General features: G+C 56.0%; 18 protein-coding genes, 1 tRNA gene and 1 pseudogene. 10 read left to right on the forward strand and 10 right to left on the reverse strand.

Annotated features, from left to right (window positions below):
- Nucleotides 1–192 precede the first annotated feature (192 nt).
- The 5 genes from htpG to gloA form a co-directional block, all read right to left on the reverse strand.
- A complete protein-coding gene (htpG, locus tag XM38_RS18705; protein ID WP_080808206.1) occupies nt 193–2,178 on the reverse strand; it encodes a molecular chaperone HtpG in 1,986 nt (661 codons plus the stop codon).
- A 751-nt stretch (nt 2,179–2,929) separates the two neighbouring features.
- Entirely contained in the window at nt 2,930–3,973 is a 1,044-nt protein-coding gene (locus XM38_RS18710; protein WP_080808209.1) for a glycosyltransferase, read from the reverse strand.
- Between the two features lie 190 nt (nt 3,974–4,163).
- On the reverse strand, nt 4,164–5,168 hold the full coding sequence (gene hpsE, locus XM38_RS18715; protein WP_080808439.1) for a hormogonium polysaccharide biosynthesis glycosyltransferase HpsE: 1,005 nt from the start codon (nt 5,166–5,168) through the stop codon (nt 4,164–4,166).
- A 216-nt stretch (nt 5,169–5,384) separates the two neighbouring features.
- Complete coding sequence (clpB, locus tag XM38_RS18720; RefSeq protein ID WP_080808215.1) at nt 5,385–8,066, reverse strand: ATP-dependent chaperone ClpB; 2,682 nt, start codon at nt 8,064–8,066, stop codon at nt 5,385–5,387.
- Between the two features lie 481 nt (nt 8,067–8,547).
- Entirely contained in the window at nt 8,548–8,982 is a 435-nt protein-coding gene (gene gloA, locus XM38_RS18725) for a lactoylglutathione lyase (RefSeq protein ID WP_080808218.1), read from the reverse strand.
- Between the two features lie 157 nt (nt 8,983–9,139).
- On the opposite strand from gloA, the gene XM38_RS18730 reads away from it, so the two are divergent.
- From XM38_RS18730 to XM38_RS18740, 3 genes are all read left to right on the forward strand, one after another.
- Nucleotides 9,140–9,898, forward strand: coding sequence for a phycobilisome rod-core linker polypeptide (locus XM38_RS18730; RefSeq protein WP_080808221.1), 759 nt, complete (start codon nt 9,140–9,142; stop codon nt 9,896–9,898).
- Nucleotides 9,899–10,211: 313 nt separating this feature from the next.
- Complete coding sequence (locus XM38_RS18735) at nt 10,212–11,363, forward strand: NAD-dependent epimerase/dehydratase family protein (protein WP_080808224.1); 1,152 nt, start codon at nt 10,212–10,214, stop codon at nt 11,361–11,363.
- Between the two features lie 107 nt (nt 11,364–11,470).
- Nucleotides 11,471–12,604 carry a glycosyltransferase family 4 protein gene (locus XM38_RS18740; protein WP_080808227.1) on the forward strand — a complete coding sequence of 378 codons (1,134 nt, stop codon included), beginning with the start codon at nt 11,471–11,473 and terminating at the stop codon, nt 12,602–12,604.
- A gap of 140 nt (nt 12,605–12,744) precedes the next feature.
- On the opposite strand, the gene XM38_RS18745 is transcribed toward XM38_RS18740, so the two are convergent.
- Together XM38_RS18745 and XM38_RS18750 are read right to left on the reverse strand one after the other, a co-directional pair.
- Nucleotides 12,745–14,175, reverse strand: a complete 1,431-nt coding sequence (locus XM38_RS18745; RefSeq protein WP_080808230.1) for a pyridoxal phosphate-dependent decarboxylase family protein — start codon at nt 14,173–14,175, stop codon at nt 12,745–12,747.
- Nucleotides 14,176–14,276: 101 nt separating this feature from the next.
- Nucleotides 14,277–14,783, reverse strand: a complete 507-nt coding sequence (locus tag XM38_RS18750) for a hypothetical protein (RefSeq protein WP_080808235.1) — start codon at nt 14,781–14,783, stop codon at nt 14,277–14,279.
- Nucleotides 14,784–15,062: 279 nt separating this feature from the next.
- Between XM38_RS18750 and XM38_RS18755 the strand changes: the two genes are divergently transcribed.
- The 4 genes and pseudogenes from XM38_RS18755 to XM38_RS29120 form a co-directional block, all read left to right on the forward strand.
- A complete protein-coding gene (locus XM38_RS18755) occupies nt 15,063–15,722 on the forward strand; it encodes a sigma-70 family RNA polymerase sigma factor (RefSeq protein ID WP_088430681.1) in 660 nt (219 codons plus the stop codon).
- A 257-nt stretch (nt 15,723–15,979) separates the two neighbouring features.
- The gene (locus XM38_RS18760; RefSeq protein WP_088430683.1) at nt 15,980–16,510 is read left to right on the forward strand and encodes an anti-sigma factor family protein; all 531 of its coding nucleotides are present in this window, start codon (nt 15,980–15,982) and stop codon (nt 16,508–16,510) included.
- A gap of 309 nt (nt 16,511–16,819) precedes the next feature.
- Nucleotides 16,820–18,964, forward strand: coding sequence for an IS1096 element passenger TnpR family protein (locus tag XM38_RS18765; RefSeq protein WP_080808244.1), 2,145 nt, complete (start codon nt 16,820–16,822; stop codon nt 18,962–18,964).
- Between the two features lie 125 nt (nt 18,965–19,089).
- Nucleotides 19,090–19,215: pseudogene (locus XM38_RS29120) on the forward strand (nucleotidyltransferase domain-containing protein); the annotation flags it as partial.
- Between the two features lie 109 nt (nt 19,216–19,324).
- Here the strand turns inward: XM38_RS29120 and XM38_RS18775 are convergent.
- Together XM38_RS18775 and XM38_RS18780 are read right to left on the reverse strand one after the other, a co-directional pair.
- Nucleotides 19,325–19,396, reverse strand: a tRNA-Val gene (locus tag XM38_RS18775).
- A gap of 65 nt (nt 19,397–19,461) precedes the next feature.
- Nucleotides 19,462–19,932, reverse strand: a complete 471-nt coding sequence (locus XM38_RS18780; RefSeq protein ID WP_080808250.1) for a hypothetical protein — start codon at nt 19,930–19,932, stop codon at nt 19,462–19,464.
- Between the two features lie 217 nt (nt 19,933–20,149).
- Between XM38_RS18780 and hetZ the strand changes: the two genes are divergently transcribed.
- The 3 genes from hetZ to XM38_RS18795 all read left to right on the forward strand — a co-directional run bounded on the left by hetZ (nt 20,150) and on the right by XM38_RS18795 (nt 24,648).
- Nucleotides 20,150–21,259, forward strand: coding sequence for a heterocyst differentiation protein HetZ (gene hetZ, locus XM38_RS18785; RefSeq protein ID WP_225889359.1), 1,110 nt, complete (start codon nt 20,150–20,152; stop codon nt 21,257–21,259).
- A gap of 288 nt (nt 21,260–21,547) precedes the next feature.
- Nucleotides 21,548–22,306, forward strand: a complete 759-nt coding sequence (locus XM38_RS18790; protein WP_137455171.1) for a PatU — start codon at nt 21,548–21,550, stop codon at nt 22,304–22,306.
- A gap of 38 nt (nt 22,307–22,344) precedes the next feature.
- A complete protein-coding gene (locus XM38_RS18795; RefSeq protein WP_449271860.1) occupies nt 22,345–24,648 on the forward strand; it encodes a transglutaminase TgpA family protein in 2,304 nt (767 codons plus the stop codon).
- A gap of 38 nt (nt 24,649–24,686) precedes the next feature.
- On the opposite strand, the gene XM38_RS18800 is transcribed toward XM38_RS18795, so the two are convergent.
- Nucleotides 24,687–25,355, reverse strand: a complete 669-nt coding sequence (locus XM38_RS18800) for an NACHT C-terminal helical domain 2-containing protein (RefSeq protein WP_080808256.1) — start codon at nt 25,353–25,355, stop codon at nt 24,687–24,689.
- Nucleotides 25,356–25,522 lie beyond the last annotated feature (167 nt).

Raw genomic sequence — 25,522 nt, forward strand, 5'->3', positions numbered from 1 at the left:
CACAGTAACTCACCATCACAACGATGTCTGGGGACATCTTGCTGCTGTGGTAAGGAACACCTGAGGCAGACCTATCCCCACGACATTGGATCAGGGATCTCTCCAGCGTCTTTGTTCTAGGATAAGACAACACAAAAAACATCCTAGAAGCAATAGCACTGCCCCTAGGATGCCCAAGTTTTTGGAAGGGGATTACACCTTCTCGGTGAGTTGGGTGAGGAGTTGATTAGAGCGGTCGACGAAGGTGGTCATGCCTTCAGCATCGAAGCCTTTCTGGGCCATCAGAGCCAGGTCATAGACCTGCTGGCAAATTAGCTGCGCCAACTCAGCGGAGGGAGAACTGCCGCCGCCAGTTTGAATGATGCTGCCCTGACTAAGGTTGAGTAGATTCTGAATCAGAGGATGGGCCGTATTCACCATCAACACGTGTTCTTCCGGGAACTCAATGGCTTTCTGTTGAATCAGGGCGCTCATTTCCTGCATGCGGCGGGTGGCCTCTGGTAGCAGCACCATGGCTGGAGGAGCTGTCGCATCTCCCTTGAGAGCTTGGGGCTTGATGTTGACCTTGGGTTTGTTGAGGGCTTGCTCGAACAGCTCTTTGATTTGATCGGCGCGGGTCTTATTAGTGGTGGGGTCGACGATCTCGCTATCTTGCTCCCGATCCACTAGGGTGTCATCCAGGTCGGCGTCTACCCGAGAGAACTTGATGTCGGAGTATTCTCGCTCCAGGAATGATACGAAGTGGGTGTCGATGAAGGAGTCCATGAATAGGACTTCTAAGCCCTGGCTCTTGTGGAGTTCGATGTAGGTAGCCTGGGAGACCTCATCGGTAGCATAAAAGACCCGGTTTTCGTGGCGGTCTTTGTTGCGCTCTAGGTATTCCTTCAGGGTGGTGTAGTGGTAGCCCCGCTGGTCGGTGGCACTCTCTTCATTGGCGGAAACCTCTTGCCAGACATCATCGCCGCCGGATTCAACTTCGACCTTGGCCGAGTCGCCCTGAGCCTGGCTGAGGTTAGCGGTGGTGCGGAAGATGAGGATGTCTTCGACCTGTTGCTTGAATTTCTCGTCGTTGAGGGAGCCAAACTTGACGAAGGTGCCCAGGTCTTGCCAGCTGCGCACATACTGTTTGCGATCGCTTCTATAGAGTTGCTTCAGACTATCGGCAACTTTGCGGGCAATGTAGTCGGCGATGCGGCGCACGGTGCGGTCATTCTGCAGGAAACTGCGGGAGACATTCAATGGAATATCGCTGCTGTCGATGACTCCCCGCAGCGGCATCAGGAAGCGGGGAATCACTTCTTCGCAGTTGTCGGTGACAAATACCTGGTTGCAGAACAGTTTGATGTGACTCTTAGTGACATCGATGTCTGGCTGCAGCTTGGGAAAGTAAAGAATGCCGTTGACGACGAAGGGATAGTCTGTGTTCAGGTGAACCCACAGCAGTGGATCTTCCTGGAAGGGATAGAGGTAGCGATAGAACTCTAGATAGTCGTCGTCGCTGAGGCTGCTAGGCGATTTCTTCCACAGGGCCTCGTGCTGGTTAACCACCTCTCCATCCAGCTTGATGGGCACCGGCATGAAGTCGCAATAGGTCTTGATTAACTGGCGAATCCGGGCTGGCTCTAGGTACTCTTTCTCATCCTCCATCAGAGTGAGGGTGATGGTGGTGCCATGCTGGCTGCGGTCGGAGTCAGAGAGCTCAAACTGGGTGGTACCGTCACAGGACCAGTGCACAGCCGTTGCTCCTTCTTGGTAGGAGAGGCTATCGATTTCAACCCGACTGGCCACCATAAATGAGGAGTAAAATCCGAGGCCGAAGTGACCGATGATGGGCTGATCGGCATTATCTTTGTACTTGCTGATAAATTCTTCAGCACTGGAGAAGGCCACTTGATTGATATATTTTTTGATTTCATCAGCGGTCATGCCGATGCCAGTGTCGCAGACGCTGAGAGTACCTTTGTCTTTGTCGAGGGTGATTTCAATCTCTGGGTTGGTAATGTCTCCAGAAAAATCTCCAGCCCGAGCCACCATGGATAGCTTTTGAATGGCGTCTACGGCATTGGAGACGAGTTCCCGTAAGAAGATTTCATGATCTGAATACAGCCATTTCTTGATAATCGGGAAAATATTCTCAGTATGAATATTAATGTTTCCCTGCTCTAGAATCGTGGTCATGGCTACTCCACCGCTACAGTGCCAAATGGTCTTAAGTGCTTATTGTGGTGCGATCGCATCCTGCTTACAAGCGGCAATTGCTCACAAAGCAGGTTCGGTTTCCCCACCCTGAGGGGGAGATAGGGAGAGGGGGAGGTGGGGAGAGGGGGAGAGCGGAGAGCGGAGAGCGGAGAGCGGAGAGTGAAGAGTGAAGAGTGAAGAGTGGATGGGTAGCGTGGGTCGTTTTAGGAAAATTCTGGGAAAGAAAATACCTTGAGTAGGGGCGCAGGCCCTGCGCCCTTGGGTAACAGCCCATAAAGTGGGTAATTTTGTTTCAAGAGATCTCCTTACTTAAGCGAGGGACGTTATGAGTGGCCAGGGAAGGACCCACGAGGAAAGGATAAAGGCAAAAGGCAGAAGTCAGAAAGGTCCATCGCGTCCCTGCCGATGCGACGCGATCTAGCGCTGCTAATCGACGTCCCCTTCCGCAGGTCCAGGGCGGTGGTTCGACAAGCTCACCACAAGCGGTTCGCCCCGGTCGTCGGAGTCCGAGGGGATCTCGTTCCCCTCGGGCGAGCACTCTGAGCTACCCAATTAAGCGTAGTCTTATCGAGGTCTATCACGCTTTGCCGATGCGACGCGATCTACAACGGCTGATTGACCATCTTCCGCGGGATCCAGAACGCAGGCTAGACGCCGCCCGACAGAGCCGCCTGTTTACCCTAATCGTTTGCCCTAATCATCATAGAAGCATAATTGCTGCAGCGGAATTCTAGGAGCGGCACAATTGCCGATAGACATCTAGGGTTTTGTCGCCAATCACCGACCAATCCAGCCAATCCAGGGGAGCCTGCCGCGGCCGCTCAGCGTTGGTTTGGGCCATGAGGGCCGCCTCTAGCCGCTCGGCCGTCAGGGGGCCCTCATAGGTTTCCACCCAGGTGGTTCCCAGTTGCTGTTGCCACTCCGGCATGGCCCCTAAGTGGGGGACTAACACGGGACGATCAAACGAAAGGGCCAAAAGTACACTGCCGGAATTGAGAATCGCCTGGAAGGGTAATACCACTAAATCGGCAGCCTGAAAAAATACCTGGAGGCCATCGTCGGCAATGAAACGCAGGTGTAACCGCACTCGCCCATCATCGCCTGCCGCCTGCTCAATGGCAGTTCTTAACGGCTCATCATCGGGATGCCCCGCCACCACCAAGGCGATGTCCGGTTGTTGAATTTGGCGAAAGGTGGTGATCAATTGCGGCACATTTTTATAGGGGCTGATATAGCCCAAGAACAGCAGGGTGGGATGGCTGTCGGGAATCCCCAACTGGTCCTTCGCCGCCGTCTTCGAGATCTGATTGGCATAGACTTGACGATAGTGACCATGGGGAATCACAAAACTAGGTTTGTCGGCCAACTCAGGCAGTTGTGCCGGTAAGCGCTGCTGGCTTACCTGGCAGAGGGTAATGGTGGCATCGACTCGATGGACTAGCAGAGACTGACACCAATGGGCCAGGCCAGGGTGTAGGAGCACATGGGGTTGTTCATCGTGGATGGTCCAAACCACCTGGGCTTCTCGCCAACGAGCCCAGTGCAATAGGCCCATGAATAGTAGCATCCGCAATAGAGCCATGGACCACCGGGGGTGACGCACGATGGTTTCCACCGGCCAGTGGATGTGAATGATGTCATAGCGCCCAGTGAGTAAGCGGCGGGGAGAGAGTTCCTCCACCGTCACCCCTGATTGCACCATAGACGTATACAGTAACCAGGGATAGGGGTTTTTATAGCGGGTTTTGAAGGCAGGCCAGGCTAATACTTTCATGGCAATGGCAGCGGTTGCGATTCCTTCTCAGAATGCCCACATCCAAGAGAAATGCTCTCGCCAGCCCCTGAGAGGCCATTTGAAAACTCGGCTGAAAGCCCTGCAGGGCAAGCGTTTTAGAGCGTATGGCTCTGTTGGCCAGAATCCAGTCTGGAGCAAGGTTGCCGGGTACTTTCCAAATATCCTCTGATCAAGGTGTCCCGGAACGATAAGGATGCCCAGGGAAAATGCGAAGACAGATGAAACGTTGCCCCAGGTAAAATGGACTGATTAAGCTCCACAGAAACAGTTGCAGCTCGCAGGCTGCCACCAGATCCTCATCAATACGATGGCGATAACGCAATAGATGCCATAGGACCTTCAGGGTATCGCTGAGTAGGTAACAGGGTAGAATCAAGGGCCGTTGCCAGGGGTAGACACTCAACATGCGAGTGACGTAACGGCTGAGGCCAATGCCCCGAAAGAAGGGCAGCAGGTAATGGCGTTGCAACCGCTCGGCTGGGATGGCATGCCGTAGGGTCATGGCAGGGTTATACCAAATCTCCCAGTCAGACAGCTGAATGTAAGAAACGGCCTCTAAATCTTCTCCGGCTAATCGCTGAGTCGGGGTGGGGCCTGAAAGAATGCACCGGGCAGGGACTGTCTCTAACCACGCCTGTTTACGCACCACCAATCCGGCCCCTGGCGGCAATACTCGTTGCCGCCGTTCATAGCGATGTGGGGTAGGGCCGCGCTGGGTGAGGGCAAAAAAAGAGCGGATACGGGCAAAGTTTTGAGGCGGCGGAGCCTCGAACTGGCCATAGATTTGACTGCCATAGGCCCCCGCTTGGGGATGTTGCTGGCCAAAGTCGTAGGCCGCTGCCACCCAATTAGGATCGGGTAGGTTATCGTCATCGAGAAAGCCAATGAGTTCACTGTGGGCCAGACGGATGGCTCGCTGACGGGCGAAGGAGGCCCCTTGCTGGGGCTCGAAACTGTAGCGGATCGAGCATTGCGCCTGGCAAGTGTGCTCATAACTGCGGATCAGGGAGGCGGTGTGATCACCACTGTTGTTGTCGATAATGAGAATTTCCCACCGCAGCTGGGCTGGTGTCACCTGCTGCTGCAAACAGGCTAAAACTGCAGGTAATCGCTGGGCGCCGTTATAGGTGCAAATGACGACGGTAAAGTCTAGGAAGGCCTCCGAGAATGTCATCGGCCTGGGCAACTCTGATCGGGCTGCTGGGACGTAAGCCATAGTGGCAGATTAGCGACGGCCAGGAGCTGAGATTTCCATCTCTGACGAAACTGGAACGATAGGCAAAGAGGCTGTTTTCCAGCAATGTGTCCACCGATGCTACTGATTCCCCTATGACCACTCATCATAGCCGACCGAGATCGTAAGCGCACCCTATATTTCCTTGGGGAAATCTTAACTTACCGGAGACTGTATTTGAGTCGACGGCTCTGGGGTCGGAGAAGGGTCTGGAGGCGGCGTGCAGTGAAACTGCAGACTACCATCGGCTCGTTCAGCCTGGATGATACTGCCGGCAGGAAAGGCATTTTCTAGGATCTTCGTGGCGATGGGATTTTCCAGCTCCTTTTGGATGGCTCGTTTCAGAGGACGGGCTCCATAAACAGGGTCGTAACCGACTTCGGCAATGTAGTCTAGGGCTGACTCTGACAGCTCGATCTGTAGCTTTTGGTCAGCCAACAGGCGCTGAATCCGCTGCACTTGGATGGCGACGATCTGGCGTAGTTGTTGACGCCCCAGGGCGTGGAACAGAATCAGATCGTCGACTCGGTTGAGAAATTCAGGCCGGAAATGCGATCGCAACGCCTGCATCACCCGCTTGCGCATGGCTTCGTATTGGGCATCACTGCCAGCCACATCCAAGATGTGGTCACTGCCAATATTGCTGGTCATGACGATCACCGTATTTCTGAAATCGACCAGACGTCCCTGGCCATCAGTGATACGACCATCGTCTAGCACCTGCAGCAGGATATTAAACACATCGGGGTGCGCCTTTTCGACCTCATCCAGCAACACCACCGAGTAGGGATGACGTCGTACCGCCTCCGAGAGTTGTCCCCCTTCTTCGTAGCCCACATAGCCGGGAGGCGCCCCCACCAGGCGAGAGACGGCGTGCTTTTCCATGTACTCCGACATGTCGATGCGAACCAGAGAGGCCTCGGTATCAAATAGGCACTCTGCCAAGGCCCGAGCCAATTCCGTCTTGCCCACCCCCGTGGGTCCCATAAACAGAAATGAGCCAATCGGCCGCCCTGGATCCTTCATCCCGGCTCGAGCCCGGCGAATCGCTGCCGCCACCGCTGCCACCGCTTCCTCTTGGCCAATCACCCGTTGATGCAAATAACTTTCTAGCTGTAGAAGCTTTTGCCGTTCTGACTCCAGCAGGCGATTGACCGGAATCCCGGTCCACTTGGCCACGATTTCGGCAATGTCGGCTTCACTCACCTGCTCCCGTAGCAGAGTAGAGCCCCGGGCTTGAATTTCCAGCAACTGGGCTTCCTTGGCCTCCCGTTCCCGCTGCACCGTCTCCAGACGACCATACTTGAGTTGCGCCGCCGTGTTCAGGTCGTAGGCCCGCTCGGCCTGCTCGATCTGTACCCGCAGCTGGTCTTCCTCTTCCTTCAGGGTGTTGATGGCCTCCAGGGTTTGTTTCTCGCTTTGCCACTGGCCGGTTAGGGTCTGCTGCTTCTCCGCCAGCTGGTCGATTTCCTGCTGAATTCGCTCTAGGCGCTCCTGGGCAGAGCGGGAGGCAGGCCCTGCCGATTGTCCCTCCGCCTGCAGGGAGAGTTTCTCCATCTCCAGCTGCATCAGCCGTCGGTCGATGGTCTCCAACTCCACTGGCTTGGAGGTGATTTCCATCTTCAGCTTGGCGGCGGCTTCGTCCACCAGATCGATGGCCTTATCGGGGAGAAAGCGATCGGCGATGTAGCGATCAGACAGGGTGGCGGCGGCCACCAGAGCACTGTCGGAGATATGGACCCCGTGGTGAACCTCGTAGCGCTCCTTCAGGCCCCGCAGAATGGAGATGGCGTCGTCGACACTGGGCTGATCCACATAAACTTGCTGAAAGCGCCGCTCCAGGGCGGCATCTTTTTCGATGTGCTTGCGATATTCGTCTAGGGTGGTGGCACCAATGCAGCGCAGTTCCCCCCGGGCCAGCATCGGCTTCAGCAGGTTACCGGCATCCATGGTGCCCTGGCTGGCCCCAGTGCCGACGACGGTGTGAAGTTCGTCAATGAACAGGACGATTTGGCCGCTGGACTCAGTCACCTCTCGCAATACCGATCGCAGCCTATCCTCAAATTCGCCGCGATATTTGGCGCCGGCAATCAAGCCGCCGATATCGAGGGAGATCAACTGCCGGTTCTTGAGAGATTCGGGCACATCGCCGTTGATGATGCGTTGGGCCAGACCCTCGGCGATGGCGGTTTTACCGACCCCCGGTTCCCCGATCAGGACCGGATTGTTCTTAGTGCGGCGGGAGAGCACCTGCACCACCCGGCGAATTTCTTCATCGCGGCCAATCACGGGGTCCAGCTTGCCCTCTCGGGCTTGTTCCGTCAGGTCCCGGCCAAACTTCTCTAGGGCTTGGTAATGGGACTCGGGGTTTTGGTCGGTGACCTGTTGGTTGCCCCGCACCAGTTTGATGGCGGTCATCAAGGCGGCGGCATCCACCTCGAAGCCTCGCAGCAGGCGCCGACCAATGCGATCGTCTTCGACGAACCCCAGCAGTAAGTGCTCGATGGAGATAAATTTATCCCGCAGGCTCTGACGGGCATCTTCGGCCTTGTCCAGCAGCCGGTCTAGGCTCTGGCCCAGGTATAAATTGTTGTCGGTGGCCATGCGCACCCGAGCCTGTCGTTGGGCAAAGGTCTCTAGCTCGCTCAGTAACAGGTCGGGCTCGAGCTTGGCCTTTTTCAGAATGGTGTGCCCTAGCCCCGCTTCCTGCTCCAGCAATGCGATCGCAACATGTTCCACCTCCAGATATTGGTGCTTATAGCGCCGGGCAACGGCTTGTGCCTCTACGATGGCATCCCAGGCTTTGGTGGTGAACTTGTCTGGATCAGTCGGCTGCATGAGGTCGGCAGTGACGGGCAACGGAACGGCAGGGGGATAGGCCTTTGTAGTTTTGTAAACAAAGATTACCCCAGTATAGCAACCGCCCTAACACTTGAGGCAGCTGCGAGTCAGACAACTCCCAGATGGGAAGACTCGGTTCATCGGTCCTGACGCTATCTGGTCAATGCTACAGGCTAATGTGCCGTGGCAAAGGTTAACCGGTCGTTAGGTCGTTATGTTAGTGAGCTCCCCTATTGTCCTGCGGGAAGGCCTCGGCGTGAGCTCGCTCGAATGGCCGTGTCCACGACTTTGCTGCCTCTGTCAGACTCGCTGAGTGCGAGGCACTCGCCTTGGGGTTTATGGCGCTGACGAAACGCGCAGGCGTAGCTATATGGGACCAGCCTAGCTCCCCGCCACCACCATAGCAGTCACACTGGCGCCGCCGTCTACTGGGGGCAGCAGAGGCGTTATCAGCACTCTCCGCTGCTGGACCCAGCTCTTACCCAACGGCCTGAGGTTCGCTGGCCTGAGAGGATTGGGCCGACCCCTGGGTGCCCAGTTGAATCAGCTCTACTTTATAGCCAGTGGGATCTTGCACGAAGGCAATGACGGTGCTGCCATGCTTCATGGGGCCAGGCTCGCGCACCACGTTGCCCCCTTGGGCCTTGATGCGATCGCAGGTGCCGTAGATATCATCTACCCCGATGGCAATGTGACCATAGCCATCGCCCAGGTCATAGCTGTCGACCCCCCAGTTGTAGGTCAGCTCCAGTACCGAGTGATCGGCCTCATCCCCGTAACCGACAAAGGCCAGGGTGAACTTTCCGCCGGGGTAGTCCTTCTGACGCAGCAACTTCATGCCTAAGACATCGCAGTAAAAGGCCAGGGACTCCTCTAGATTGCCGACCCTGAGCATGGTGTGCAATAGTCGCATGATGGATGTACCTCGGTATCTCCACTCTCTATTCTGACGGAAAACCAGAATGTTAAGCTCTGTGAGGATTTGCGCCTTGCCTTCGTGGAGGGGAACCCTCTCCCCTATTATTGGGGTTAAAGTTTGTAAACTTTCCTAAGATTCCGGAGATTCAAACGTGACTCTTCCACTGTTGAGTTATTCCCCAAATAGTCAAAACCAGCGGGTTGCTGCGTACGAAGCCCCGGGCGAAGAAAAGCCTCGTGTCTTTTCCACGGATGACGTCCTCTCATCCACTGACATGGATAATCTGATTGAGGCGGCCTATCGCCAAATCTTCTTCCATGCTTTCAAGTGGGACCGTGAGATCGTTCTGGAGTCCCAACTCCGGAATGGTCAATTGACGGTGCGTGACTTCATTCGTGGCCTGTTGCTGTCCAAAACCTTCTACAACAGCTTTTACGAAAAGAACAGTAACTATCGGTTCGTAGAGCAGTGTGTGCAGCGGGTGTTGGGGCGCGATCCCTATAGCGAACGGGAGAAAATCGCCTGGTCTATCGTGGTAGCCACCAAAGGCATTCAGGGATTCGTCGAAGAACTGCTAGACAGCGACGAATACTTGAATAACTTTGGCTACAGCACAGTGCCTTATCAGCGCCGTCGTATCCTGCCGGGACGGGAAGAAGGTGAACGGCCCTTCAATATCAAGTCTCCCCGATACGACGCCTACTATCGCAATCAGCTGGGCTTCCCCCAAATCGTCTGGCAGACCCAGGTCAAGCGCTTTGTTCCCCAGGACAAGCGAGTTACCGAGGGCAATCCAGCCATGTTCTTGGGTATGGCCCGTAGCATTTCCCCCAGTGTGTCTCCCCCGCGGGTGACCACCGGCAATATCAACATTGCCACCCAGGTGCCTTACCGCAGGGTGCCCCAATAAGCCCTCTCTATCGTCGGCTATGCCGGTTAAGGCGAGGTGTTCAGTGTTGAATGAGGGCGTGGTGTTCACCGCGCCCTCATGTTATTAACGACAAGTCCTCGGTATTGGGTTAGGTACGGGTTATGGGTTAGTTAACAGGCACAAGGGAGATCTCAGCAGGGTTGGGCTGTCGTTAGATAGGCTGATTGGTGCCGGGGATTTAGATTAGATGTCCTGTGCTGTCCCCTCTACCTGTAGAATGCGTTTAGCCTAATTGATGGTTTATGGCCATCGGCGATGAAGTGAGTATCAGCACAGCGTTTGACGAAGTGATATGAGAGTCTTAGTAATTGGCGGCGACGGATATTGCGGTTGGGCTACGGCTCTGTATCTGTCTAATCATGGCCACGACGTTGGCATCCTGGATAATCTGGTCCGGCGGCATTGGGATGCCCAACTCCAAGTCGAGACCCTAACTCCTATCGCACCGATCCAAACCCGCTTGCAGCGCTGGACGGATCTCACGGGCAAGAGCATCGACCTGTTCGTTGGCGACATCAACGATTATCCTTTCCTGGAATCGGCCATGCGGCAGTTCCAACCAGAGGCGGTGGTGCACTTCGGCGAACAACGCTCGGCTCCCTTCTCCATGATTGACCGTGAGCACGCGGTGCTGACCCAGGTGAATAACGTGGTCGGTACCCTGAACTTGCTCTATGTCATCCGCGACCACTTCCCCGACTGTCACCTAGTGAAGTTGGGCACCATGGGCGAGTATGGCACCCCCAATATTGACATCGAAGAGGGCTATATCACCATCGAGCACAACGGCCGCAAAGATACGCTGCCCTATCCGAAGCAGCCTGGCTCCTTCTATCACCTCAGCAAGGTGCATGATTCCCACAATATTCACTTCGCCTGTAAGATTTGGGGTCTGCGGGCTACCGACCTAAACCAGGGAGTGGTGTACGGCGTCTTGACCGAAGAAACCGGCATGGATGAGGTGTTGATTAATCGCCTCGATTACGATGGGGTCTTTGGCACGGCCCTGAATCGCTTCTGCATTCAGGCGGCGGTAGATCATCCCCTGACGGTCTATGGCAAAGGCGGCCAAACCCGAGCATTTTTAGACATTCGCGACACGGTCCGGTGTGTCGAGTTAGCGGTGGCCAACCCGGCCAAATCAGGAGAATTCCGCGTCTTCAACCAGTTTACGGAAATGTTCAGCGTCGGCGATCTGGCCGCCATGGTGAAGAAGGCCGGTAGCGCCATGGGCATGAAGGTGGAAATTAATCACCTGGACAATCCTCGGGTGGAAGCTGAGGAGCACTACTTCAACGCCAAGAACACCAACCTGCTGGATCTGGGGCTGCATCCCCATTATCTGTCAGATTCTCTGCTCGATTCCCTGCTGAACTTCGCGGTGAAGTACAAACAGCGGGTCGATCACGCTCAGATTCTACCTCGAGTGAAGTGGCGCAGATAACGGCACAGCAATCAGAGTCATGGTCGTGAATCCATGGCTGATGCCTGACCTTAGGTAGCATCTCTGCGTTGAGTTAACGTTCTGGCCCTTGATTTTCCATAGCTCCTATGCGCATCGCCCTCTTCACAGAAACCTTTTTGCCCAAGGTCGATGGGATTGTGACGCGGCTCAAACACACGGTGGATCACCTGCAACGCCTGGGAGATCAGGTGATGGTGTTTTCTCCGGAAGGAGGGCTGAGGGAATATAAGGGGGCTCAGATCCGGGGGGTGTCGGGCATGCCCTTTCCCCTGTATCCCGAGTTGAAGCTGGCTTTACCCCGTCCCTCCATTGGTGAATCCCTGGAGGACTTCAAACCGGATTTAGTCCATGTGGTCAATCCTGCCGTGTTGGGGCTGGCGGGCATTTATTATGCCAAGACCCTGCGTCTGCCCTTGGTGGCTTCTTACCATACCCATCTGCCCAAGTATCTGGAGCACTATGGCTTGGGCATGTTGGAGGGGCTGATGTGGGAGTTGATTAAGGCCATGCATAACCAGGCTCAGCTGAATCTCTGCACCTCTACGGCCATGCGGTCGGAACTCAGTGATCATGGCATCGAGCGGGTCGAGGTGTGGCAGCGGGGGGTGGATACGGAACTGTTTCGGCCGGCGTTGGCTAGCGTTGAGATGCGATCGCATCTCAGCCAAGGCCATCCCGACGCCCCCCTGCTACTCTACATTGGTCGTCTCTCGGCCGAGAAAGAAATCGATCAGATTAAACCGGTGCTGCAGGCCATTCCGGGGGCCCGGCTGGCCCTGGTGGGAGACGGCCCTTACCGGGCGGAGCTAGAGAAGCATTTTGAAGACACGCCGACCCACTTCGTGGGCTATCTGGAAGGGGAGCAACTGGCGGCAGCCTACGCCGCCGCCGATGCCTTCATTTTCCCGTCCCGTACCGAAACTCTGGGGTTAGTGCTGCTGGAAGCCATGGCTGCCGGTTGTCCAGTGGTGGCGGCTGACTCTGGCGGCATTCCCGACATCGTCACCGATGGGGTCAACGGTTATCTATTCGATCCTGTCGATGAGCAAGGAGCCGTCATCGCCACTCGTCGGTTGCTATCGGGGCAGACTGACCGAGAAGCCCTACGCCACAATGCCCGGGCCGAGGCAGAAAAATGGGGTTGGTCAGCCGCCACCCAGCAACTGCAAGGGTTCTATCAAGCGGTGTTGGCGGAGTTAGCCATGCCCTTGGCAGCTTAGGCATTCTTGCTGAGGAATCCCTTAGGGACAAGGGGGCAGGGGAGCGAGGAAACAGCCTTGATGGCCAAACAGTCGGAAATCGGTAGTCTCGGAATGACTCGTGACCAGTGCTCTGCAGCAGAAATAGCGCCTCTCAGACATCAGGCCAGGCCAGCAAACTCATCGATGACCTGGAATAGTTGGCTAATGTGGCAGGTGTCGGTATAGGGATTCAGCAGCACCAGCTTCAGCCAGCGCTGCCCCCGATAGGCCGGCAGAGAGAGAAACCAGGAGCGCTTTTGCAGATAGGTCTGCAGGTTAGCGTTCCAGGTATCCCACTGAGCTGAGGGCAGGGTGGAGGGACAGCCGCGAAAGCAAACAATATTCATCTCAGGGTGACTGGCCAGTTCCAGAAAGGGGCGGCGATGGATTTCCTGAAGCACCTGTTCAGTCAGGCGATAACTGGCCTCAATCAAACGGTCGTAGCCTTGCCGTCCCAAATGTTGCAGGGATAGCCATAGCTTCAGCACATCCACATGGCGGGTCCCCTGGACGGCAATTTCTCCCAAATTGGTCCAGTCGGCATCGCTGTTCATGTAGGGGGCAGCTACCCGAAAGTGATGGTGCAGCTGCGCCATGTCTCGAAACAGAACCGAGGCACAGGTCTTAGTCACGTACAGCCACTTCTGGGGGTTGACGGTGATGGAATCGGCCTGCTCGATGCCGGCTAGGCGCCAGCGCTGTCGCTGAGAAAAGATCAAGGCGCCGCCGTAGGCGGCATCCACGTGGAACCATAGGCCCTGCTCGCGGGCGATGGCAGCAATCTCCAGGAGAGGGTCGATGTTGCCGGTGACGGTCGTGCCCGCCGTGGCCACGATGGCGAAGGGATGCTGGCCCAGGGCTCGGCTCTGCTGGATGCGATCGCACAACTGCTGCGGCTGCAGTTGCGAATTCTGATTCACCGATATCGGCACCACCGCCTCTGTGCCCAACCCCAGCATCATGGCCGCCTTATGAATGGAAGTGTGCGCCACCGCCGAAGCCAAAATCACCGGCGCCTTTTCTAGACCCACAATTCCCCGTCGCAGACTGCCGAGCTTAGCATTACGGGCCACCGCCAGTGCCTGCAGATTAGCCAGGGAGCCGCCACTGACCAAGCTGCCCCCGGCAGACTCTGGCAAGCCAAACTCTCGGGCCAGTTCCTGCAATACCTGCGGTTCCAGCTGAGAAAAGACAGGAGACATCTCCACACTCAACATATTGTTGTTGAGCGCCGCTGCCACCCAATCTGCCAGCACCGACGCCGTCGTTGGCAGAGGGTCCATATGACCTAAATAGCCTGGGTGAGCTGGGTTCATAGCCTGGGCCATGAGCTGCCACAGCTGCTCCAACAGAGCCGCCATCTCGGTGGGCTGATCCGGGATCCTAGCCGAAACCCCCTGTTTCACCTCAGGCAATGGCTGATGACCAGCAGCTTGGGTGAGATAGTCCAGAATGTGAAGTGTCACCTGCTGCACCAGGCTCTCGATCTCAGATCGATTATTGCCGAAGGGGTCAATGAATGCCGTACCAGGTAAACCAGATAGCGCCACGGTGAATTTCAATCAGGGAACGTCCATTTATCTTGGCATCCAGGTCAGCTGCTTGGGTAGCCGTAGGGTTTTGGTCTCCCCACCCCCCCATCACTCTCCACCTAATCTGTCTCTCCCGTTTCCTGCTGTAACAGAGCGAACTCTTGCTGCAACTTGGCTTCTCGAGCTTCAAGCTCAGCTCGTTGAGCCTCTAGGGCTTCCCGTTCTTGCTTCAAATTTTGTTCCAGGGCTTGGATTTCATCGCGGCGGGCGGCGGTTTCTAGGGCACGCCGGTCGACTTCTTGGCTCTTGAGGGTCAGCGATTGTCGCCAGCGTTCAGCCCGCTCGACTTCCGTGGCTAAAAAATCGGGCGTGACGCCATGGGCTAAAAACTGGTCCACCAGAGCTAGCACCCATGGGGTGGCGTCCTCAACCGCGGTGACCTGGTGCAATGGGTTTAGCTCTACCAGCACCAGGTGTCCGGCTTCAAAGCCCACTAAGTCTGCTGCCTCGACGATGCGCTCAGATGTCAAACGCTCCCAGGTATATTCCCCAGTCTGTTGTGCCAAGAGCACCAATTCTGTACTCGCTAGAAATGCCCGTTGTTGAACTTTGGCCAGGTACTGCATAGAGAATCCAGGCGGTGGGTGCCTACGGACTGAGTATACCCTCAGTCTTCATTACCAGAATGCACTATATACGGCAATGCAGCCGGATGGATATTGAAGGAGCTGTGCCAGAAAAAAGACAGGCACACGAGGCGGTGGGATCCCCCTGAATTTGCTGTAGAACTCACAGTAGCGAACCGACTACGATTTCGCCAGTTCTACAGAGTTCTGGGTTGGTCGGAGGAGTGATTTACGCGAGCCAGCAGCTGTCGTACGTGAGACCCATCCGCAAGCAAGATTATGAGTCAATCCATCACGGTGTCCTGGTCGTCTATACCGGCTACTCAAGGATCAGTAGCCGCTCCTGACCAACTGTCTAATTCCGAATTGATCGAACGGTGCCAAGCGCAGCTGCGGCCTGATCGAGTGGCGTTTGCCGAATTACTGCGGCGTTATCAGTCCCACATCGATCGCCTGCTGTATCATTTGGCCCCAGACTGGTCGGATCGCGCTGATCTGGCTCAGGAAGTCTGGATTCGGGTGTATCGCAATATTCGACGGTTGAACGATCCTAGGAAGTTTAAGGGATGGTTGAGTCGCATTGCTACCAACCTGTTCTACGACGAGCTGCGCAAGCGCAAACGGGTGAACCCGGCGCTCTCGTTGGATGCTCCTCGCTTACTGCATGACGGTGAGGTGGAGTGGGAATTGCCCACAGATGAGCCCAGCCCGGTCGATAGTCTGATGACTCAGGAGTTTTACGACCATCTGCAACAATCCATCGCCGAGCTGCCTGAGGTGTTTCGCACCACCATCGTGTTGCGAGAGATTCAAGGGTTGGCCTACGAAGAGATTGCCGACATCACGGGAGTATCTTTGGGGACGGTGAAGTCCCGCATTGCTCGGGCCCGGCAACGGCTCCAGACCGACCTGCATCCTTATCTGGATGCTCACCTGTAGCAACCGCCACAGCGCTGTGTACGGTTGTCGTCTAGCCAGCCTTCCTAGAATCAGGGATTGCATCGACTTGGGCTGACCGGTAGCCGTTATATTTACATAGCTCATAGGAATAGTGGTCAGGGCGAAGAAAACTAATCATTGTGGGGTCACGCGTTTCCTGAGGTTGCGATTAAGATCGAGGTTGACTGAGTAGTTACTACTCACGCTGCCATCTTGTTCGATTAGGTGATCTGGTTTCGGTAGGACTCCCACCTGATATGACCTCTAAACAGTATTCGCCATTGACCTGTGAGCATCTCGCCCGTAGTCGTTCGGTTGAGACTATGCGGGAGCCGATACAGGAGTTGGATGTGATCAAGCGAGACCGTTTCGAATTGCTGAGTGCCTATCTAGACGGGGAAGTGAGCCCTGATGAACGGCACCTAGTCAATACTTGGCTGAGTAGTGATCCGAGCGCCAAGTGTCTCTACCAGCGGCTTTTGCATCTACGTCAGGGGTTTCAAACCTCAATGCCGCCAGCCTCTCGCGATTGTGAAGCCACGATACAGGGTGTATTTCACTGTCTCAATCGGCGTCTGCGGCTAACCTGCATGGCCAGTGTTGGCGTGGTAGTCTTAGGCATCTTGGGTGGACTCTCGAATGCCTGGGCTCCCCGCCTCGGCGGAGTGGCCACGATGGTGGGCCTGCCAGGAGCCTCCAGTGGCGACCTGCAAATTACCCTGGACCAACCTGCGATCGCAATTCCCAAAGCGGGTGCCGTTGTCCCCGAGGCCCCCGTAGACAATTGATCTCCCCGATTCTGACCCATCGGGCCCCTGCGGGAGCTCTGGGGACGGAAACGGCAATGGTTTAGAGCACATCTAAGTCCCCTAGTGGTTCATGGCTCCTGCAGCCCAGGCAACCGTTGGGGGGCTCGCCATTTTAAACAGCTGTTTTTGTAGACTGTGGGTGATTGCGGGCTTTGAATACTCCAATGATGCCATCGTGGTCATTGCCCCCAGAGGCTAACCCCAAGGCCACAGAAATACCGGTAAGATCGGGGCAACGTCACCCGTTTGCGCGTCTGCGTCTGCTGTTGTATTTCGAGGACTAGCGCCATGGCCTTTGACATCCGTCGCCTTGATGGTCTCGACTACGACGATGCCGAGCCCTTACTGGAGGACTACATTATCGAGGCCGTCGAGGCCTTTGCCAACTCAGCTACCGGCAAAGCCCACATAGAGCGGTTTCCAGAGGGCGGAGACTGGATTGGCACCTTCATCGAAATGGCCTACCTCTATGGCGGCTTTACCTTATCTAAGATGACCAAGGCCAACGCCCAGGAGGTGATGGAGTACATTCTGCCGCGCAAGCTGACTCTGCTGGATCCCAGCGATACTGATGGGGCCATTGATGAGCTGGTGGCCTTCTGGCGGTTTCTTGCCAAGACCTATCGCTTGCGCAGCGCCCATGCGATCGCAGCCTACCTGCAGTCCATCGCAGATAAATTTCCCCAATGGATGTTCGACCCAGCTCGGGGAGGGATGGCCAAAAATTTCATGATGCAGGGTCTGCAAGCCGGTTACGACATGACCACCCAGGAAGGGTTGGAGACCTTTCAGGCCGAATACAACCGAAACCTGCCAGCCCAATCGTCAACCCCGGCAGGGATGCTCGATATCCCCATCCCCATGGATACCCCCCCCGCCGACATGAAAGCCGTCTTCGATCAGCTGGGGCTAGAGCTGCCCGAGGTGGGGCAGCCAGTCAACCTAAAGGCCCTGGCAGAGCAGTTCCTGGGAGTCTTGGAGCAGCTCGATCCGGCTGAGGCAGAGCAGCTGATCGCTAGTATGGAAGACGATCTAGACGATCTAGACGACGCCAGCATCGAAGCACCTCCCTCAGCCGCTGCAGGCGGCCAATCCACTGACCTGCGCACGCTGCTGCTGCAGGACAGTTTCAACCAGGACATCCCGTTAACGGAAGCAGAGCAAGCCCTACTGCGGGATACAACCATCAGCGAGACAGGCCCCGGCACGATTCTGCAAGACTTTCAAACCACCTTAGACTTCATCGGGGCCGATGGGGTACCGGTCAGCGGCAAGCTACAACACCTTTCCCTGAAGCTACTCGGAGAGCTAAATGGGCAATTGAGCCATCCCATCGCCATTGACCTGAAGCGACCCCAGCAAAAATCCTATCCCAACATCCACGGGCTCTACTTACTGCTGCGGGCCACCGGCATCACCGAGGTCGTGGCCAAGGGTAAACAATTGCGGCTGCGGCTGCATCCTGATGTATATGCTTCCTGGCAGCAGCTGACCCCCGCCGAGCGATACTTTACCCTGCTAGAAGCCTGGTTCCTTCGCAGTCATCCAGAAATGTTGGGCGAAGAGCGCTCCGGTCCTTTTACCATGGGCGATCGTTGCCTCAAAGTGTGGCCCACCCTACATCAGAAAACCAACCAAACCTTCCCGGACTATGGCCGTCAGGACATTCTCGCCTACTGGCCCGGCTTCTATAACATTGCCTTGATGGAGATGTTTGGCTTCGTTGAGCTGACCCACGGCAAACCCGACCCAGGCAAGGGCTGGCGCCTGAAAAAGCTCATGCCCTGCAATTGGGGCAATGCCCTGATGAAGCTGCTATTCAACGCTCACATGGCCGTCGGCTTACAGTGGCCTAGTGCCATGGATGCTACCCAGCCCTTTGGCGATCTCCAGCCTATCCTGCAACCCTATTTCCCAGACTGGCAACAAAACTTAGCGGTGCCCAGCTACCCCTTCCGCCCCGGACGACACATTTTCAAAGTGTCCTTGGGCAACATCTGGCGACGGATCGGGATCTCGGGTGAAGCAACCCTGGCCGATCTGAGTCAGGTAATTCTGAACTCGGTCGGGTTTGACCGGGATCATCTGGATCAGTTCACCTACAAGTCGCCCACGGGCCGCACGGTGGAAGTCATGCATCCTGGGTTCACCTATGACGAGGGCTTGCCGACCACAGTGGAAGTCCTCATCGGCAGTCTGCCACTGTCGGAAGGCGGCACCATGGAATACCTGTTCGACTTTGGCGACTGCTGGAGATTTCAGGTACAGCTAGAAGCCATAGACCCTGAGGCCGACTCGGAAGCCCCGCCAGCATCCCGCAAGACTAAGCCAGCAAAGAAGCGCCGGGCCAAAAAACAGCGCCCTGTCGGCGAAGTCTTAGCCGCCCACGGCGAAGCCCCCGAGCAATATCCAGTCTACGAGGATGAGTGGTGAGAGGATGAGTGGTGAGAGGATTTCTCCGCGGTCTCAGTTCTTGCCATGCTTTCTCAAGCAACTATCCAGCAAATCGCAAATCAAGTGGCTGAGCGCTTTCGCCCTGAGACAATCTTCTCTTTGGCAGCTATGCCCGTGGTGAAGTCCATGCTAATAGTGATTTGGATTTACTCGTGGTGATGGATACTGTGGCCCCCGGAGGACAACGTAGTGCTCCGATTTTGAAAATGCTGGTCCCAATACTACGCTGAACCCATTGATGTGGTCGTACGCTCAGCTCAGCGCTTAAAGGACCAAGACTATGCAACACTTAAACCCGCTATTCCAGCCTGTAGGCTAAGTCTAAAGATTATAGGAGCATGGGCGATACTGGGTTCGAACCAGTGACCTCTTCCGTGTGAAGGAAGCGCGCTACCACTGTGCTAATCGCCCGCTGGGCTACTTAATCTAGCACGACATCGGGCCAGGCAGCAATGCGCCAGGGGCGATCGAAGAGATCAGGCCATATCTGAGGGCACCTGCCCCGAGGAGGGGTGCTGCAGTTGGGTCTGCAGCAGCGATTGCACATCCTGACGACGCACCTCAATGCCCTTGCGCACATTGCCAGGGGTATCGAAGAAGATGATGCTGTCGATGGGCTTCAGGGCCAGCATTTGAAACAGGATATGGGTAACGGGCAGCGGCAGGGCCATGACTTGGGGGTCTTTGACCGAGTGGGGGCCAGAGGCGACATCCTGGAGAGTGCAGTAGGCATAGACAATATTCTTGCGATTCTCGGGTTGATTGCGATTACTCAGAGCCGTCATCACCCAATTTTGATCCAGGGTCTGCAAGATATAGTACTGGCCATGTTTGAGCTGCATCGCAATGGCTTTTAGGGTCGGTGCGATCGCACGCACCGCATCGGCTGTCATCCCATCATCGGGTGCTTCATCAATTAAGGTCTGTAGCTGCTGATCGAGATCCATGGGTTCCCTAATTCATTTGCGGCAGGTTGGTGTGCCAGTGCACTTCACCAAAGCTTTACATAGGGCTTGCTACCGGGGCAGAAGCCCCAGGCAAGTAGCTTTACCAGAGCGTAGCATCATTGACATCGCCCCTAGTCTAGACCGAGATGCCATCAATGGGAGGACCTATGCTAGGGTTTTAAGGATCACATGCTGTCAGGGTACTGCTTTGCAGAGCGTGGAAGGCTTATTTGACACACTGCTCAGCGAACTAGTAAACGCCACGCAATCTGCCGAAAAAAATTGTCGGCCCATTGCGGAGCGAATGACCCAGGAAGTCCTGCGCATCTGCTCAGAGAGTTCGCGTATTCAGGCTTCTGGGGATATTCGCCATTGGGCATTGACGTTGGGGCGACATCGCCTGAAGCAATGTGTCGGGTACTACCAGCTGGGATCCCGTCAGGGCCGGGTAGAACTCCACAGCACCCTCAGCGCCATTGTCTATCGATACATCACGCCACCCCAGGTGCAGGCTAGCTATCAGGCCCGTCTCAATCTGATTGAAGACTTCCTGCAAGGATTCTATGTCGAATCCCTCAATGCCCTGCGGCGGGAATATCACTTGCCGGACACCTACCAACCCCGCACCCTGTTGGAGCTGGCAGAATACATGGCCTTCAGTGAGCGCTATGGCAAGCGCCGCATTCCCCTGCCAGGACGCCGTAGCCAACAGCTAATTATTTTGCGGGCCCAGACCTTTGCCAAGCAGCAGCCCCCGGAAATGGTCATCGACATCGAACAGGCCACCGAATATAGCAGCAATGATAATGAGGACTCCCGCAGTATGGGATCTTCCCAGCGGTTACGGGAGCAGATGGTGGTTCAAGACGAGGAACTGTCAGAAGATACCCTGCGCCTTCGAGTCGTCGAGGCCCTACTGAGCTATCTAAAAGATCGCGATCAGGAAGACTGTGCCGACTACTTTACCCTGCGCCTATTAGATCTGCCCACCCAGGAAATCGAATCCCTGTTGAAATTGTCTCCACGGGAACGGGACTACTTACAGCAGCGGTTTAAGTATCACCTGCTGCGCTTTGCCCTCTCGCATCACTGGGAACTAGTGCACGAATGGCTGGAAGCCGACCTAGAGCGTAACCTGGGGCTGACTCCCCAGCAGTGGCAGAATCTGCAGGACACCATTTCCCAGAAACAAGTGAAGCTGCTGCAGCTGAAGCAGGAAGGCCATGCCGATGTTGACATTGCCCGTAACTTAGGATTAACACCGACTCAATTTCAAAAACAATGGACTAAGCTGCTAGAACAGGCCTGGGAAATTCGTAACCTCTAATCGTCCGGACTCGGATATTGGCCTATGAAAAGAGACACAGATACCGTTAAGCAGTTCCTGCTTTGGCTTTTGCAGGACCTTGACTCGCCGGCCCCAGCATCTTCTAGGTCGGATGAGGTGTTCCTCAAGCCAAATCATGGGCCATCAGGGATTGCGTTGCAGGACACTCACGATGAATCTTGGGATCCTTTGGACCTAGAAGCTCCAGAGTTATGGGAACAGGATTCACGGGTATCACAAGACACCGATGGACAACCCCCTATTTTGGATCTGGGAGAGATACCTGCTGTGCAAGATCGTTTTCAAGCCCTTTTAAAGCGGCAACTACAACTGGATATCGAGCGGCGCCCACCCCTGTTTCCCTGGGAAAAAGAGCTGCAAGACTACCCGGTGGACATGCCCTCTGAGTTGGCCTCGACCACCCCTGGCCCGTTACCTTACCTGTGGTTACATCAGTTGCGATCGCTATCCTTACCGACGCCCCTACCGGACGAGCTGCTGGATACTCTGCTGCAGCGATGCCAAGCCTTGATTCAGCGGCCTCTAAAGTCTGGAGTGCGGCTGGTTAAGGTGGTTGAGACCTTGTTTCCGGAGCAGCCGCAGGCGGTAGAGCGTTTGGCGGGGATGGTATTGACCCCTGCCTATCGAGGACAGTTGATGACAGACCCCGGGACGACAGAGTTGACCTACGACCAGGCCAATCCGCAGCAACAGATGGCCTTGTCCCTGCTGGCGGCGCGCCAGATCTTTGACACGTTGATCTTAGACCTATCGGCCCAACAGCCCCAGGTCAGCCGGCAATGGATGACGGACGTCGGCCTATTGCGATTGACGGCATCCTACGAGGCCGAAGCAGCTCGGGTAATGGTGCAGGCGGAGCTGCCTGCCGCTGGTCGGGTGAGTTTAGGCCAGGCTCCTCAACGGGCCACCAGTACCAGCTCGACTGGACCTGTGACGGTAACCCTGGAGGACGTGTCTGCTCAAGTCTATGCCCTGGAGGTGGAACTAGCCGGAACCGCCTTGCAATTCGCCATCCATCTCACCTGAGCTAGCATAGAGGCGCCTTTACACACTGGCTAGTGGTGATCTCTGAACGGGTGCATCGGTCTCTTGGCCGCTTCCAACCCAGGGCGAGGCATGCCGAACGGGTGGAGGACTCGGCGGTGTTGCGGGTGCTGGTGCAGGCCCTAGTTACCATAGGCATTCTATCGGTGGCGGTGGCGGCAGCGGGGGTAACCAGCACCTCGGCTGGGAATCTCCTGGCCATTCCCCTCAGTGCCATCGGGGCGTACTGGAGTTGGCGCCAGCGGCGACGGCGCAATTTAGCGGTTAAGTTTGGCATTGCCATTGGCATGCTAGCGGCGCTGGCGGTGTTCTTAACCCGATTGTTGGCCCAGCCAGGGGATACTCGCATTGTCTTGGCCGAGTTGCTGATTCAACTGTTGGTGCTGCACAGCTTCGATCTGCCGCGGCGCAAGGATCTGGGCTATTCCATGGTGATCGGGCTGATCCTGCTGGGAGTAGCAGCCACCATCAGTCAAACCCTAGCCTTTGCCCCGTTACTGCTGGCCTTCTGGTTGCTGGCCCTGCCGGTGTTGGTGCTGGATTACCAGTCTCGGTTGGGTAAGAGCTTGCGGTCATGGCGTGATCTGGGCCGGATGGTGGCGTGGCCGCGGTTGGGGGGTGTCTTGCTGGTCACGCTAGCCCTGGGACTGGCGATCTTTGCGGTGTTGCCGCGGTTACCGGGCTATCAGATTCGCAACTTTCCCATCAGTGCCACCATCGATGTCGATGCTGACTTCGATGGCAGAGCCATTGTCAATCCGGGCTATACCAATCCCGGCCGTGGCACCGACGAGGACACGGGAGCTGGCGGTGGCGGCTTCGAGGAGGGTGGCGAGGGCACGGGCATGGCCACTGGCCCCGGTCAGTTAGACGACACCGCCTACTATGGCTTTAATCAACAGATGAACCAGAACCTGCGCGGTACCCTGACGCCCCAGGTGGTGATGCGGGTGCGATCGCAAGCGGAGGGCTTCTGGCGAGTCTTGGCCTTTGACCATTACACCGGCCAGGGGTGGGAAATTTCCCGCAATGATTCGGTGCAGACCCTAGAGCGGTCTCAATTGTCCTATCAAACGGTGCTGCCGATTCGATTCAACCGGGGCCAGTCCCGGGAAGTGATCCAGACCTACACGGTGGTTGACACCCTGCCTAACCTGATTCCAGCCCTTTACCAACCCTCGGAGCTGTATTTTCCTACCCGGGAGGTGGCCATCGATACCGAAGCCGGGCTGCGCTCGCCAATCCCGCTGCAGGCGGGGTTGACCTATACCGTCATCTCGCGGGTGCCAGACCGCGATCGCACCCGTTTGGGCCAAGCAGACACTACCTATTCAGAGGCTATTCGTCGGCACTATTTGCAGGTGCCCCCGGCCATTCGCCAACGGGTGCGGCAACAGGCCGAGGCGCTGCTAGCCACTGCCCCCAATCCCATTGAGAGCCCCTATGAGCAAGCTCTATTTTTAGCCCAAGCCCTGAAGCAGCGCTATACCCTACAACCGGAGCTGCCCTTCTTCGGAGCACAGCAGGATCTAGTGGAGGCCTTTCTTTTCACCTACGAAGGCGGCTATCCCGATCATTTTTCCACCACCCTGACGGTGCTGTTGCGCTCCCTGGGGATTCCGGCCCGGCTGGTGGTGGGGTTTGGCCCCGGAGAATTTAACCCCTTCACCGGGTTTTATGTGGTTCGCAACACCGATGCCTACGCCATGACAGAGGTGTACTTCCCGGACTATGGCTGGTTCGCCTTCGACCCGATTCCGGGCCATCCCTTGCTGCCGCCCAGCCCCAAGGAGTATGAACCCTTGAGTGTGCTGAAACAGTTCTGGAGATGGGTGGCAGGCTGGTTACCATCCCCAGTCGCAGGCGCCCTCAATGGCATGCTAAGACACATCGGCCAGGTGATTGCCGATGCATTGGGCTGGTTTCAGGCCATGGGCCAGGGTTGGATTGGTCTGCTGTGGAGGGCTGTGGCTCTAGTTGGCCTGGGCTTTTTCGGCTGGCTGGCCTGGGCAGTGGGGCGGTGGGGCTGGCGCCACTGGCAGTGGCAACGCCTGCCGCCCGTAGAGGCTGTCTATCGTCGCTTGCTGGTTTGGCTGCACCATCAGGGCTGGCCTAAGCAAGCCCACGAGACTCCGATAGAGTACGCTCAGCGCCTACAGCACATCCTGCCTACCCAGCAGGGCCAGGGGGTTGCCACCATCCTTTGGGCCTATGCCCATTGGCGCTACGGGGGGCTGCCGCAGAATGTGGCGGTCTTGCAGGCCACGTTGCGATCGCTACGGCGGCGCCAAAACCGTCGTCGCCGAGTCAACGTGAGTCCTTAATTAGCGATTGAAAAATTGCCCCTCATCCCCGAAATCCCCTACACCCGAAATAGGGTATTCCTAACCTGCTTTTGCAGCTGGCGGCTGACATAGCAATCCCCGTTGAGGCAGTCTAGCAATAGCTGATTGGCATTGTAGTATTCCTGCAAAGTCTCAATCTCAGCGTCACTAAAGTGCCAATCGTGACCAATATCACGGTGGCGAATAAGGTGTGCCTGCAGTCGAGATACTACAGCGCCTAGATTATCCATCCACTGCTCTTGCATATCCGACTGCAATTGTAGTGTTTCCATGGTCTCTTGCCAGCCAGTCTGGAATGAGTCTTTGCTGGGAAATGAGGTGAGCTGAATCGTCGCATTAATGATCTGTAAATCGGCCTTGACCTTGTCCCAGGCTGTGAAGACTTCAGAGCTAGACTCTGAAGTCTTGGATAGTTTTTTGAGGTTACTCAGAAAATTAAGCAACAACCGATCTAGATCCATTTCTGGCTCGATTGTCGTGGAATCCAGGGGGCTAATTATCTCTTCGCGGCTGAGTGAATAGATGAAATAAAAGGCTCGAACGAAAGATTGAGGCCGTTTTGTCTCTATCTGTGACGCCTTCTGATTCACCCAGGTCAGAAACTCAATGAGCCGCGGCTCAAATGATAGAATCTCATCAGTTTTCTGCTGCATGAGCTTGATCAAACCATCAGCCCGAGCAGACATATTCACCGCAGGGCCATTTCATTCTCAAGGGGACCTAAAGATGCTAGAGTTTCAGGCTAATCCCAATGGTCCTAGCGTCTATGCGTCTGCCCCCTACCCCTACTACCCTCGACTCGAGGCATGAGCCTGCTGTAGAGCGCATCGAGATCCTCGAAGCCTTCGTTGCC

The sequence above is a fragment of the Halomicronema hongdechloris C2206 genome, assembly GCF_002075285.3.
GTDB classification, from domain to species: domain Bacteria; phylum Cyanobacteriota; class Cyanobacteriia; order Phormidesmidales; family Phormidesmidaceae; genus Halomicronema_B; species Halomicronema_B hongdechloris.